The 13,889-nt window shown below is 40.6% G+C and carries 9 protein-coding genes; 4 read left to right on the top strand and 5 right to left on the bottom strand.

The window, feature by feature from the left end; translation table 11 throughout:
* Positions 1 to 5 precede the first annotated feature (5 nt).
* Both NSTC731_RS14685 and NSTC731_RS14680 read right to left on the bottom strand, forming a co-directional pair.
* Complete coding sequence (locus NSTC731_RS14685) at positions 6 to 5,684, bottom strand: ATP-binding sensor histidine kinase (RefSeq protein WP_445631442.1); 5,679 nt, start codon at positions 5,682 to 5,684, stop codon at positions 6 to 8.
* A gap of 388 nt (positions 5,685 to 6,072) precedes the next feature.
* Entirely contained in the window at positions 6,073 to 6,720 is a 648-nt protein-coding gene (locus tag NSTC731_RS14680; protein ID WP_445631441.1) for a response regulator, read from the bottom strand.
* A 234-nt stretch (positions 6,721 to 6,954) separates the two neighbouring features.
* Here NSTC731_RS14680 and lipA point away from each other — a divergent pair, with 234 nt between their 5' ends.
* Together lipA and NSTC731_RS14670 are read left to right on the top strand one after the other, a co-directional pair.
* Positions 6,955 to 7,860, top strand: coding sequence for a lipoyl synthase (gene lipA, locus NSTC731_RS14675; RefSeq protein WP_445631440.1), 906 nt, complete (start codon positions 6,955 to 6,957; stop codon positions 7,858 to 7,860).
* A gap of 179 nt (positions 7,861 to 8,039) precedes the next feature.
* Positions 8,040 to 8,189 carry a photosystem I protein PsaX gene (locus NSTC731_RS14670; RefSeq protein WP_194041075.1) on the top strand — a complete coding sequence of 50 codons (150 nt, stop codon included), beginning with the start codon at positions 8,040 to 8,042 and terminating at the stop codon, positions 8,187 to 8,189.
* A 21-nt stretch (positions 8,190 to 8,210) separates the two neighbouring features.
* On the opposite strand, the gene NSTC731_RS14665 is transcribed toward NSTC731_RS14670, so the two are convergent.
* Positions 8,211 to 9,077 carry a branched-chain amino acid ABC transporter permease gene (locus NSTC731_RS14665; RefSeq protein WP_445631439.1) on the bottom strand — a complete coding sequence of 289 codons (867 nt, stop codon included), beginning with the start codon at positions 9,075 to 9,077 and terminating at the stop codon, positions 8,211 to 8,213.
* A gap of 208 nt (positions 9,078 to 9,285) precedes the next feature.
* On the opposite strand from NSTC731_RS14665, the gene hrmK reads away from it, so the two are divergent.
* Entirely contained in the window at positions 9,286 to 11,106 is a 1,821-nt protein-coding gene (hrmK, locus tag NSTC731_RS14660; protein ID WP_445631438.1) for a hybrid histidine kinase/response regulator HrmK, read from the top strand.
* A gap of 175 nt (positions 11,107 to 11,281) precedes the next feature.
* Positions 11,282 to 12,109, top strand: coding sequence for an ATP-dependent sacrificial sulfur transferase LarE (gene larE, locus NSTC731_RS14655; RefSeq protein ID WP_445632099.1), 828 nt, complete (start codon positions 11,282 to 11,284; stop codon positions 12,107 to 12,109).
* 25 nt (positions 12,110 to 12,134) lie between these two features.
* On the opposite strand, the gene NSTC731_RS14650 is transcribed toward larE, so the two are convergent.
* Both NSTC731_RS14650 and NSTC731_RS14645 read right to left on the bottom strand, forming a co-directional pair.
* A complete protein-coding gene (locus NSTC731_RS14650; protein WP_445631437.1) occupies positions 12,135 to 12,491 on the bottom strand; it encodes a DUF4864 domain-containing protein in 357 nt (118 codons plus the stop codon).
* A 63-nt stretch (positions 12,492 to 12,554) separates the two neighbouring features.
* A complete protein-coding gene (locus NSTC731_RS14645; protein ID WP_445631436.1) occupies positions 12,555 to 13,610 on the bottom strand; it encodes an SGNH/GDSL hydrolase family protein in 1,056 nt (351 codons plus the stop codon).
* Positions 13,611 to 13,889: the final 279 nt, after the last annotated feature.

Here is a 13,889-nt window from a genome sequence, read left to right as displayed (position 1 = left end):
CTCATCTAGCCCTCTAACTGTTGCATTGGTATCTCAATAGTAAACTCCGTCCCTTTTCCTGGTGTAGAATCACAGGTTAAACTACCTTTGTGTTTTTCCACGACAATCTGGTAGCTAATCGACAACCCTAAACCTGTACCACTTCCTACTGACTTGGTGGTAAAAAATGGGTCAAATATTTTCTGCTGCACGGCTTTTGTCATGCCAGAACCGTTATCAGTAATCCGAATTATCGCCGTATTAGAATTTGTTAGTTCAGTAAAAATGTGAATTTGTCGTACACGATGAAAAGTCGGTGACGTATTTATATCATTTGTTAATTCTTCTCGATCATTTACTAATGATGGATGATCTATGATAAATAACTCTTCTAAAGCATCAATTGCATTACTCAGGATATTCATAAATACCTGATTTAGTTGACCAGGGTAACAAATAACTTCTGGTAATTGTCCATATTTTTTGATGACTTCAATTTCTAGTAAATTGCTATTTGGTTTCAGTCGGTGCTGCAAAATCATTAAGGTGTTGTCTATTCCTTCATGAATATCTACAGGTTTCATTTCAGCTTCATCTAAGCGAGAAAAGTTACGTAAGCCCAAAACAATATTTCGGATACGCGAACTCCCTACTTTCATGGAATCTAAAATCTTGATAAGGTCTTTTGATAAAAAATCTATGTCAATCTCGTCAGATTTCTCTTCAATTAGAGGGGAAGGATGGGGATATTCTTGCTGATAAATAACTATCAAATCCAGCAACTCTTGAACATACTCGCTAGCATGATTGATATTGCCATGAATAAAGTTAATCGGGTTATTTATTTCATGAGCAATTCCCGCTACCATTTGTCCCAAAGAAGACATCTTTTCACTTTGAATTAATTGGATTTGGGTACTTTGCAATTCTTGTAAAGTTTGTTGTAAACATTGATTTTTGTCGTTGAGTTCTTGAGTTCTTTCCTGAACCTTTCCCTCTAGGGTATGATTGTATTCCTCCAAACTTTCTTTAGCTTGTGCCAAGTTTTTATAAAGAATAGCATTCTCTAGAGATATTGCTGCTTGGGTGGTGAGAAGTTTGAGAACTTCTATGCGATCGCGTGTAAATGCTCCTGTTGTCAGACGATTTTCTAGGTAAAGAATCCCAATTAATTTACCTTGATTTAGAAGAGGTATAGACAATAAGCTCTTAGGTTCTTCACTAGTGATATAACTATCACTTGCTAGAAAAGAAACAGCTATTGGATCATCAATAACCAAGATTTCTCTAGAGCGTTTAACATAGTTAATCAAAGTAATGGGAACATCGTAGCTTGATTCAAGGCAAGTTGATGGAAACTCAGTATAGGTATGTTCAAAATTTGAACTTGAACAAACTGCTGTGACAGTTAATGCTAAGTTATCACCTTCACTCAAAATTAAAGCGCATTTAGAAGCTCCTGCATTCTCCATAACAACTTCCATTAAAGTAGAAAGTAGTCGCTCAAGCTCGATTTCTCCAGAGAGTGCGTGAGATGCTTTAATGAATGCGGCTAAATCCAGAGAATCAGAAATACTTGTCTTCGAGCCAATAACAGTTTGTTGATTACTTAGGGTAGATAAAGATGATATAGATATGCTATTGAAAGAAGCGCTTTCCTCGCTAGCAGGGATACTGTGTTTTTGTTGCTGGGATATAGGAGTGAGTAATTGGGGATAGCGTTTTACTAAATCGTCAACTTTGGCTTTTGCTCCCCAATTAACGTATCCATAATAGGCATCAATTAAGTAGGTTTGGGCAATTTTCTGCTTGCCCCATTTTAGATAAAATTTAGCTGCAAGTTCCTGAGCTAAAGCTACTTCATTCTTGTAGTCATGTTCTTCAGCTAGGGAGATAGCACGGTCGTATTCTTCCATTGCTTCAAAATATTTCCCTTCAACTCGATACCTTTCTGCTTCTACCAAATAAAATTTATGCCAATTATTCATTGGGGCATGATATGCCCAATATTGCATCTTTTCCTGATTAGCTTGCACCCGATCGAGAATACGCTTTTGCTCTGAATCAGGTGCATCGGCGTACACCGCCAGTTTGGCCAGAGAATCATAAAAATAGAAAACAGGAACAACTAGTTGTCCTGTACCACTATCTAAATACTTTTCAGCTAGGGTGGCATTTTCAGCTGCTTGAGGGAACTGCTGAAATAAGTAGCATAAATGTAGTTTATGGAAATATAGATATAAAAGTCCGATTCCATCCTTGGCTTCCAAATGCAGTGGCAGCATTTTCTCCTCATCATAGGCTGCACCAATTAAACGACAAGGATTTTCTACAAACCCCAGTAAATTTAAGACACTTTGTTGATAGATACAATTCCAGTTAAACGCTCTTTCTTGCTTGATTTGCTTCAGAGCATTGCTGTAGTTTGCTATCTCGCGTTCCAGCCCTGTAAGTTCTCTACCAATGGAATAACAACAGAAGCAATAAAACTGAAGAAATAAAGCTGCAAATTCTAAATCTCCTGTTTCTATCGCTAGAGAGTAAGCTTCTAGTACAGTATTTAATGTTTCCTTAGGATGCTCCTTCCAATGACGGATACCTCCATGAAATACCTCCATAACTTTTGTTTCAACTTCTTTAGCATTGTACTTAGCCACCAAACTTAAAGCCAGTTTGCCAAAATCATAGCCAGACTGAATATCTCCCTTTTCACTACAGAGGATCGTTCCGTAAAGAACGTATGCAAAGGCGGACAAAGGGGCATTGCCATATTTAAGCGATAAGTTGATTTGTTTAAGAACAATCAGGAAAAAAAGTTCAGGAGTAACTGCATAGGCGAAAAAAAGCGCATTCGATAGAATCCGCATAACTACCAATGTTTGTTCTGCCGTCATTTCTGGCAGATCAATTAAATCCTCAATCCGCTTTCCATTTAAATTTAATGTTAGTTCAGCGATCGCTAGCTGAATATCTGACTGACTAGGATTTTCAGGCAACTCAACTTCCAACAATTTTAGAACACTTAGTGCAGTCCTGACAGATTCTAGTGCTTGGTTTTGCGCTCCATAAGCTTTAATTTTGACTTCATAAACTTTTACTTTTTCTAGCAGTGTTTTTGCTCGTGCCAACACTACTTCTACTAATTGCTCCATTTGCCTAAAGTCGCCAGCTAGATACGCAGCCTCTGCTCCTGTCTCATACAAAGCTAGGATTAGTTGATATTTAGTCTCCCAACTATCACTTGCCAGCAATTGGATGCCGATAGTTAAATACTTAACAGCAGCGGGATAAGCTGTTGATGCTAAAGCTTTACGTCCAGCAATTAAATTCATCTGGGCCAATTCATCTCGTTTAGCTTGAGGAGAGATGAATTCTACTGCGATATTAAACTGATTGACAAGCTCAAAAATCTTTTCTCCCTGTTCTAAAACCGGAATATTGTTCAATAACAGTAGCCCAATTTTTAAGTGAATTGGCTTTTTTTGTTCTTCAGGAATTAAAGAATAAGCTGCTTGCTGCACTCGGTCATGGACAAATTTATACTTAGGTAGCTGTAAATTAGAATTTGAAAATTGTGTAGATTCTATTCGATCAACAATGAATTCTTGATTAGTATTATCTTTTGAAAAAATGCTGTAATTTTCAGCTTGTGGTAAAACTAGCCCATCAAGTAATGCTTGCCACAAGTCTGATGCTGTATCTACTACAGATTTTTCATTAACGATCGCCAGAGTTTTTAAGTCAAATTGATTCCCAATACAGGCAGCTAGTTTCAAAACTTTTTGGGTATATATTGGCAATTTTTCTATTTGCAGGGCGATAAATTCTACTACATCATCTGTCAGAGCTAAATCTTTTATTTTGGAAATATCATACTGCCAATGACCTGCATCAAAGTTTAATACAATTAGCCCATCATCATGTAAAGATTTGAGAAATTGAACAGAAAAGAAGGGGTTGCCTTTAGTTTTAGCAAACACCATCTGGGTAAGAGAAAAAGCAACTGATTCAGAACAATGAAGTGTATCAGCAATTAGATGATTTAAATCACCTTGATTTAGAGGTGCCAAGGTAATTGTATTAATGATTGCTCCTGCTTTTTGAATCTCTTGTAGTGTCAAAGAAAGCGGATGTGCCTTAGAAACTTCATTATCTCGATAAGAACCAATTAATAAAAACCCTCCTTTGGTTTCATACATTTGTTCTGTTTCTTCTGAAAAAGAAGATAACATGCTTTCACACATTAATAATTTAATTAATTTTAAGGAAGCCGTATCTGCCCATTGTAAGTCATCGAGAAAGATAACTAGGGGATGTTGTTTAGTTGTGAAGATTTGGATGAATTTTTGAAACAATAAATTGAAACGATTTTGGGCAGCGCTGCCAGAGAGTTCAGTAACCGGAGGTTGCTTACCAATAATCTGTTCGAGTTCAGGAATGACATCAATAATCACCTGAGTTTGTGTCCCCAATTCCCGCAGAATTTTGACTTTCCATTGTTGAATTTGGGCATCAGTTTCTGAGAGCAGTTGCCCGATTAAGTCCCGAAAGGCTTGCACTAATCCTGATAAGGGAATGTCACGTTGAAACTGGTCAAATTTCCCTTTGATGAAGTAACTACGCTGCCGCACAATCGGTTTGTGGACTTCATTGACCACGGCAGTTTTGCCAATGCCAGAGAAACCTGCGACTAATATCATTTCTGTTGCCCCGCTCGTTACACGCTTAAAAGCAGCGAGTAGGGTTTCAACTTCACTTTGGCGACCGTAGAGTTTTTCGGGGATTATAAAACGGTCTGAGATGTCTCTCACACCGAGTTCAAAGGGTGCAATATTTCCTGTTTCTTGCCACTGGCTTTGGCACGCCTCCAAGTCATGTTTTAACCCTAAAGCACTCTGATAGCGGTCTTCGGCATTTTTTGCCATCAGCTTGCTGATGATGTCAGACAAAATTGGCCCAATATTGGAGTTAATCTGACTGGCTCTTAGCGGTTGTTTGGCAATGTGAGAATAAACTAACTCCGTCGGATCTTTGCTGGTAAAGGGTAACTGTCCGGTGAGGAGCTCAAAGAAGGTGACACCAAGGGAATAAAAATCAGTGCGGTAGTCAATACCTCGGTTCATCCTTCCAGTTTGTTCTGGGGAAATGTAAGCCAGAGTACCTTCTAAGGTGTTGGGATTCGTGAGAAATTGAATTTCTCTTGGCAGAAGGGTGGCAATACTAAAGTCGATGAGTTTGATTTCATCTGTGCTAGGGTTTATGAGGATGTTGGCAGGCTTGATATCTTTGTGAATGATGCGATCGCGATGGAGTCTTTCCAAGGTAGAAGCAATTTTAATCGCAATGTGGAAAAACTCGTTCAGGGAAAGCCAGTTTTCCTTTTTTACCTTGTCCTCTATTTGCCAATTTTGGAGGGAAATACCGCCAAAATCTTCCATCACTAAGACATAGCTGTTACGGTAATTTTCTAAGCTATAGGTTTTGACTATGCCAGGAAAATCGAGGTTTTTGGTGATGATATATTGATTTCGGAACTGAGTTATTTCCGCAAAGGTAGGATATTCATTCCGCATCAATTTGAGAACGACTGATTTTTGGTCTTTTTCTCTAATACCTCGATAAACTAGGGTTTTACTGCCTGAGTAGATTTGTTCAGTAATGCGATAGCCAGGAAACGAATATAAAGTATCTGATACTACTAACATTGCAGACTATACTCATAATTATTGTTTCTATGGCTTATTATTCCCGCGCAAAGACTATGCTCATCATGAAAGAGGATTTTTTTGTTTAATTTGTATTATAAAATATGACTTGTAATATATTTTTATTACTAAATATCTGAATTTTAAACTGTAGCGTTCCCTCATTAAGTGAAGTACATATCAAAATCTCAACCACAACCTCTCTTTAAACTTACTAAGAGGGAAGATAAAGTACAGCTTTACCGGGCTTAGGTCAAGCTGTACCTCACTAAATAATGATGATTTATCAACATAAGTGTTTTTGAACTAACTATTTTTATCCGCTTTTAACCGGACACCAGTATAGATGGTGTATTTTTGGCTGCGATAATAATAACGAGCACAAATACTACTTGATTTTTTGTTTAATAAAAGTCACAACCTGAGTTAGCTGTTTCTTCAAACCATCAATTTCTGCTTGCATTTTGACAATTTTCTCATTCAATGCATTAAGTTCTGCCTCGGAGACTCCTCCAGTGCTGGGAGTTGTGATGCTGGGGGCTGTGACGCTATTTGCAACGCTAGGAGCTACTACCGTACCATTGACGACACCAGAGGTTGTTATTGTGCTATTTTTGACACCAATTGCTGCTCCTACTGAGACTAGTTCTGGGCGTGGCTGTTTTGCCTTAGCCATAGCTAGCTTAATTGCACCAATTAGTTGTTTCTGATCGAAAGGTTTGCCCAGAAATTCAAAATATTCAAATGGTTCTGTGATTTTCTCAGTCACCTCTTCCTTGCGACCAGACATGATCACTAAAGGAATTTTCCTTAACTCTGGATCGGCTTGAACTTTCTGGAAAACCTCCCAGCCACTCATTTTAGGCAACAGGAAATCCAGCATAATCAGGCTGAGTTTTTCCTGAAGAATGAAATTTAGTCCTTCCACACCGTCTTTTGCTTCCAGTACCTCAAAATTGCCCGGAGGCAACATTTCTCGTACTTTTACCCTGACAACTGTAGTGTCATCGATAACTAAAATCTTGTTGCTTGCCACGACTGTTTGCTCTAACAGAAACTATAAGTGTAAATAGCGGCTTTGCCGATTGTCCTTGAGAATCCTCCCACTATATACATAATTTCTAGGGATTGGGGGATAGTATATTTCGGTATAAATGACATTGTTAGAAGTGTTTTGCAAAACTTTTGCTTGCGCTCTTTTAAATTTGTGTCATTGTGATATTTAATCAACAGACCACTACATCTATATCCGCATCTTGCTTAGATGTCTATGATTTCGTCACAACAAGCCGACCTAAAGTCTGAAATTATGGCAATGCCTAGCTGGTTACGTCGCCCGATTGGTAAAGCCAGTGAAATCTCTACCGTACAACGCATTATTAAGCAGCGCCAAATTCACACGATTTGCGAAGAAGGACGCTGCCCTAACCGTGGAGAGTGCTATGCCCAAAAAACTGCAACTTTTTTGCTAATGGGGCCAACATGCACACGCTCTTGTGCTTTCTGTCAAGTAGATAAAGGTCATGCACCAATGCCTCTTGATTTAGAGGAACCAGAAAAGGTTGCCCAGGCGGTGCAGCTTTTGGGATTGCGTTATGTGGTGCTGACTTCTGTAGCCCGTGATGACTTGCCCGATCGGGGTGCAGGGCATTTTGTAGAGACGATCGCGACTATCCGCCAATTGAATCCAGAAACTCAAATAGAAGTGCTGACCCCAGATTTTTGGGGTGGTGCTGGTGTTGGAGAGTCAGGTCAACGCCTGCGGATAGCGATGATTGTCAAAGCCAAACCAGCTTGTTTTAATCACAATATCGAGACAGTGCAACGGTTAACTGGCCCAGTGCGCCGGGGAGCCAAATACGATCGCTCCCTCTTGGTGCTGGCTACGGTTAAAGAAATCGATTCGACAATTCCCACCAAATCAGGTTTGATGCTGGGACACGGAGAAACAGTTGATGAAGTTATTGAAGCAATGGCTGATTTAAGGGCTGTGGGATGCGATCGCTTGACTATTGGGCAGTATATGCGTCCTTCTTTAGAACATTTGCCAGTCCAAAAATATTGGACTCCAGAGGAATTCGATCGGCTTGGCAGATTAGCATGGGAAATGGGATTCAACCATGTTCGTTCTGGCCCTCTGGTTCGCAGTTCCTATCATGCTGGAGAGGAGGAATGAGGGAGCAGGGGGAGCAGGGGGAGCAGGGGGGCAGGGGAAGAAATAACCAATGCCCAATGCCCAATGCCCCATGCCCAATGCCCAATTTCCAAATTCACACAAATATTCTTAAAGAATTTGGGTATTTGGTACGCCAGTTTGGTATTTCTTAAAAAGTCATGACATAGGAGAATCGGATTATGACCTCTAAAACAACAAAGAATCCTGCAGATTTACCAGTTGCCGACAGTGGAGCTAAACCTCCCTACGCCTATCGCACAGGCTGGGCAATATTCTTGTTAGCTATCAATTTCCTGGTAGCAGCCTGGTATTTCCACATTATTGAGTAGTTAGAAGTGGATAGGTGCTGCTCAAATCGTTCCTTTGAATAAACCTTTGGGACGAATGAGCAGCACCAAAATCATGATTAACAGTGCGACACCTTGTTTATACTGTGAACCCAGCCAAGGAGTGCTGATTTCTTGGACGATGCCAATGATAAAAGCTGCTGCGATCGCACCGTAGGGGTTGCCAATCCCCCCAAGTATTACTGAGGCAAATAATGGTAATATTAAAAACCAACCCATATTCGGGCGCACAGCTGTAATTAACCCATACATACTGCCGCCCAATGAGGTAAGAGTACCAGCAATTACCCAAGTCCAAAAAATTACTTTGTCAACATTGATACCTGAAACCCTGGCTAAGTCCAGATCGTCGGCAACTGCTCGCATCGCCTTACCAATTTTGGTATTTTGCAACAGGTAATGCAGCGCCAAAATTGCCAGTACCGCTAACCCTAATACCAATAATTGATTTTGCGGTATCTTTAAACCCAAAATATCTAAAGCCGGAGTAACAGGTAAATTATAATTTTGGTTCCTGCCACCCCAGATAAAAATAATCCCATTCCGAAGAAATAAGGCAAGTCCGATAGAAATAATAATTAGCGTAGTGGAAGTAGCACGGATAGAGCGCATCTTTGACCACAGTAACTTTTCCGATAACAGCATTGCTGCTACTGTTCCCGCCGCCGCCAAAATCATTGACAGCCAAATATTCACTCCAATGGTATTTATCAGCCAAGTTAGATAGGCTCCTAAAGTGAGAAAGTCACCATGAGCAAAGTTAGATAGCCGTAAAATTCCATAAGTAAGAGTCAGTCCGACTGCGGCTAGAGCAATAATGCTCCCCACCGCAATCCCATTCACGATTAGTTGAGCGAATTGTGCATCCATAAGTTTTCAGTTGCGTTTAAAAAATTTTAGGTTGGTGGTTTATACAATAATTTTTTTTTGGAGTAGCTGCTAAACTCGACATCATAAGTTATGGTTTATAACAACATAAGTTATCGTTTATAAATAAAAAAGAATTCTCGGCTAATATACATAAAATCCTGTTGGGATTTTTATGCGAAGCTAAACTTGTTCAGCGGTCTAGTTGACCATGCAGCAGTATTCAAGCTTACCAGACCAAAAATCACTGATAGATGCAACGCCAAAACTTTTGACAACAATTGAGCAACTTCGCGCGCAGCTGTGGCTGGAGAGCAGCTTAAATCAGTTGCAAAGTCGCCTTAATGATTGCTTGCTTTCTGCTTGTAACACTGTCCCACAGTCAGAAGCAGCACAAGCAGAAATTTTCCAAACCGTGGTTAACGAGATTAACAGTGCTGTTCACAGCAGTAATCTGGCACTTACAGAATGTGCCGTAGGCATCGCTATGTGTCAACCACAAGAAACTGTTGCCACAGTTTGCTATGTTTCTCGTTCTCCATCCCCAAATTCACCACCTTTATTTTTAGAAGTGCTGACAGCAGAAAAAAAGCTGCTGTTGAGATTGCAAGAAGTCATAAAAATTGAAGATTTGCAACAGCTTGAGAATCAACAACTACCGAGCGCTTGGCGGTTGGCTGATGATTCTGGCAGCGTTATGGGCTGGCTAATTCTTGCCACAGCGCCCCTAAGTTCTCATCATGAGCCATTCATAGAATCGCAAGCTCAACTCAGATCGCAATTGATAACAAGGTCTGCCAAATGCTGTACTACAGCCTTGTTACAACTTAGACACATCCTGTCTTGGTCGCAACGGTGTCAACAGTTAAGTAACTCTAATCAAGAATTGGAGCGTACCAATCAACTGAAAAATCAGTTTCTGGCAAACACCAGCCACGAAATTCGCACACCGCTTGGTTCCATTATTGGGTTTACCCATCTGCTTTTAGCCCCAGGGTACGAACCAACTAAAGAACGCCAGCAAGAGTATTTAAATATTATTCAGTCTAGCGGTAAACACTTACTAGCTCTGATTAATGATATTTTGGATCTCTCTAAAATTGAAGCAAATCAGCTAGAAGTACAGTGGGAAACAATAGATGTGCCAATACTGTGTGGCAATGTTTTGGCATTGGTGAAAGAGAAAGCTGCTAATAAAGGTTTGAAACTGTGTCTAGAACTTGAACCTGATATTACAACCTTAGTAGCTGACCCCTTACGACTCAAGCAAATGTTGTTGAATTTACTCTTCAACGCTCTAAAGTTTACAAGTATTGGAAGTGTTGGCTTACACATTGCTTCCAAAGGTGGATTTGTGCATTTTACAGTTTGGGATACAGGCACTGGCATTTCCCAGGAAGACCAAGTTCAACTGTTTCAGCCATATTTCCAAATTGCCAAGGCCGTAGCAGATGGCATTGAAGGTACTGGTTTAGGTTTAACAGTGACTCAGAAACTCGCCCAAATTCACGGTGGTTCGGTGAAAGTTGAATCGGAAATAGATCGTGGCTCCCGTTTTACCCTTGTACTTCCCCTTAAACAAGAGATGGGAGTCAGGGTAGATAAGGAAGCAGAGGAAGCAAATTTTCCCTCATTTCCTCTGCCTTTGACACCTAGTTCCTCTGTAGAAATTTTGCTGGTAGAAAATGATTTACCCAACGCTAATTTAATACAAATTTATTTACATAAATTGGGATATCAAGTGGCTTGGGTTAAGAATGCTGACAAGATGTGGGAAGCTCTAACACAGCTAGATCCAGCGGTAATTTTAATGGATGTTTGTTTGGCAGATGGAAATGGTCTTAACTTGGTGCAACAACTGCGAGAACACGAGCAATATCAGACAATTCCGGTAATTGTTCAAACAGCAATGGCGATGAAAGGCGATCGCGAAACCTGTCTAGCAGCTGGAGTAAATGACTATATTTCTAAACCAATTGATTTACCACTTTTAGCCCGTCTGGTGGCTAAGTACAGCAAACCGCCAGTATAGGGCAGGGGAGCAGTTCTTGCTGGGGGCAGGGGGCAGAGGGGTAGGGGAGAAGGAGACAAGGGGACAAGGGGACAAGGTGATTTGAGTGAGAACCTTTTAACAAGTCTTTCCCAATGACCAATGACTACAATATAAATGATTGGGTGCTGTAAGGTTTTGGCAGGATTGGGAAATGATGCTGACAGAAAAATTTGAGCAATTAAAAGCCTTATTTACAGAAATGGAGCAGGCGTTGATTGCCTACTCTGGGGGCGTTGATAGCACTTTGGTTGCCAAAATTGCTTATGATGCGTTGGGCGATCGCGCTTTGGCTGTCACTGCTGTTTCTCCTTCACTGTTACCAGAAGAATTGGAAGACGCCAAAATTCAAGCTGCAACAATTGGGATTCCTCATAAAATCGTCCAGACTCACGAGATGGAAAATCCCAATTACACTTCTAACCCGGTTAACCGCTGTTATTTTTGCAAAAGTGAGTTGCACGATACCCTCAAACCTTTAGCTTTAGAGTTGGGTTATCCTTATGTGGTGGATGGGGTAAATGCTGATGATTTGCATGATTATCGCCCAGGAATTCAGGCGGCGAAAGAGAGAGGGGCGCGATCGCCTTTAGCTGAAGTGGGTGTCACTAAAGTTGAAGTTCGCCAACTTTCGCAACAACTCGGTTTACCTTGGTGGGATAAACCTGCTCAACCTTGTCTCAGTTCCCGGTTTCCTTACGGTGAAGAAATTACTGTCGCTAAGTTGCAACGAGTTGGTAGAGGAGAAATTTATCTGCGAAAGCTAGGTTGGCAGAATTTACGCGTGCGATCGGAAGGGGATACAGCACGTATTGAATTACCACCAGAACAAATCAAAGAGTTTGTATTAACTAACGATTTACAAACACTAGTTTCGGCATTTCAAGATTTTGGATTTATCTACGTAACCTTAGATTTAGAAGGTTATCGTAGCGGTAAGTTAAATCAGGTTTTAAATAGGGAAGCCTTGGGGGTTAAAGTATAGGATTTTAGTTCTATAAATATAGAGTTTATTTACCATCTAGAGAAACTAGAAAGCAACCGTTAATTCTCCAGATATTATTGGGCTGTTTTTCCATAAAATATAAAGCCCTCAACGGGACTCCATCAGGAGCAAGTAGCAGCACTGGTTGAGTGATGTTTCCCTGGATGGTTGTTATTTTCTCAAAAAAGACAGAACGAGGACGGTATACTGCTGGATAACTTGTCTTTACCATCTGTATAAAATTTTCTGGGGTTTCAAATTGCGCCTGAATCGCCGGACTAGCAAAGGCAAAAGCGCCTTGGGCATCATCTTTTTTAAAGGCTGCTAATTGGTATTCAATTACAGAACGTATGTTGATGGCATCAGTTTCAGTAACTTCCATAAATTAAAAAATTGCATAGGCGCAGCCCATCGTAGACATCGCTTTTAGTGTCGGCACGATCGCTCAATTCTCACGCTGAGTGAGTGTGTATTCTATCTGCTGTAGTGCCGTTCGCCACACATCATATCCCTCTTGAGACAGGTGCAACCCATCTGTGGTCAACTCTGGGCGCAAATTGCCTTCCATATCCGTAAACCAGCTATAAATATTGAGATAATTAGCACCTTCTTGTCTAGCGATCGCGGTTAGTTGGATGTTGAGGTGACGAATACGGCTATTGGAAATTTTTGGTAAACGAGTAGGCAAAATTGATTGGACAATGATTTGAGCTTTGGGGTGAGTCTGGCGTAAACGCCGGACAATCCGGCGATAATTATACAAAATTGTTTCATCACTAGCGCCTTTTCGTAGATCGTTAATCCCAGCCATAATGTAAATAACATCTGGCCGCGTTGCTGAAAATGCCCCCAATCTTTTTAAAACGCCACTAGAAGTATCTCCAGATATGCCTTGATTCAGCCACAATTTACCAGCAGGCAGTTTTTCTCTGGGAAACCACATGCTCAAAGAATCACCAACTAAAATACTTAGATGATTGGCACCTTGACCTTGAGCGATCGCTCTTGCTTCTAAAGCTAATAAACTTTTCCAGTCGTCATAAGTTAGTTGACGTTTCTTGATCGACTCCCACAATGATTGCAAATTATCACTATCTACGCGTGTATAAATCTGACCTGTTTTCAGAGCTGCCAATCTTTGGTAGTAAAGTTGATTTCCAGATGTCAATAAGAGGCTAGTTGCTTGGGTGCTGGGGTTGAGTGATGACTCTGTTGATACTGGTAATCCCTGACTGCTGAATTCTGGTACGCTAGGGACGTTTTTCTCACTTACTATTGGCTGCGAACTTTTTAGGGGTTGGAACGCTTGAGAGCTGAGTTCGGGTAAGGAGAGATCGACGCTATTGATAATTTTTGTACTGACTATCGTCTGCGAACCCTGTTTTAAATCCCACAGGAATCTAGAACTTTCTGGCAGGACAATTGACAGATGTGGAAGAGCCGATGCTGGTATTGCTAATCCTGTTAACAAGCCTGCTGCCAACAGATAAGGGTCCCTCATCGCTTTCTCTCTCCTCTACTCACTGCTTTTCCTTATGACGGCATTAATTGGCTGTATTCAGGAAAATTTTACTTTGGTTAAGTTATTATTTTTATTTACGCTGTATATTTCTGTAAAGCGTGTTCATGAGATTATATATGACAATTTACGATCTCTTTAAAGTAGGGTTTTCCCGGTGGTATACAAGTCTTATTTGTGCGAATACTTCTGCTGAAAGCACTGTTCTCATCAGCCGCTCGCTTTTTCTAACTCAGTTATCACAAATATAACCAGGTTTGC

The sequence above is a fragment of the Nostoc sp. DSM 114167 genome, assembly GCF_052692655.1.
This window is presented reverse-complemented; position numbering and strand designations above follow the sequence as displayed.

Bases quoted from the DNA above. Each gene is read 5' to 3' on its own strand.
- NSTC731_RS14685 (WP_445631442.1), bottom strand. From the start codon at position 5,684: ATGTTAGTAGTATCAGATACTTTATATTCGTTTCCTGGCTATCGCATT.
- lipA (WP_445631440.1), top strand. From the start codon at position 6,955: ATGATTTCGTCACAACAAGCCGACCTAAAGTCTGAAATTATGGCAATG.
- NSTC731_RS14670 (WP_194041075.1), top strand. From the start codon at position 8,040: ATGACCTCTAAAACAACAAAGAATCCTGCAGATTTACCAGTTGCCGAC.
- NSTC731_RS14665 (WP_445631439.1), bottom strand. From the start codon at position 9,077: ATGGATGCACAATTCGCTCAACTAATCGTGAATGGGATTGCGGTGGGG.
- hrmK (WP_445631438.1), top strand. From the start codon at position 9,286: ATGCAGCAGTATTCAAGCTTACCAGACCAAAAATCACTGATAGATGCA.
- larE (WP_445632099.1), top strand. From the start codon at position 11,282: ATGCTGACAGAAAAATTTGAGCAATTAAAAGCCTTATTTACAGAAATG.
- NSTC731_RS14650 (WP_445631437.1), bottom strand. From the start codon at position 12,491: ATGGAAGTTACTGAAACTGATGCCATCAACATACGTTCTGTAATTGAA.
- NSTC731_RS14645 (WP_445631436.1), bottom strand. From the start codon at position 13,610: ATGAGGGACCCTTATCTGTTGGCAGCAGGCTTGTTAACAGGATTAGCA.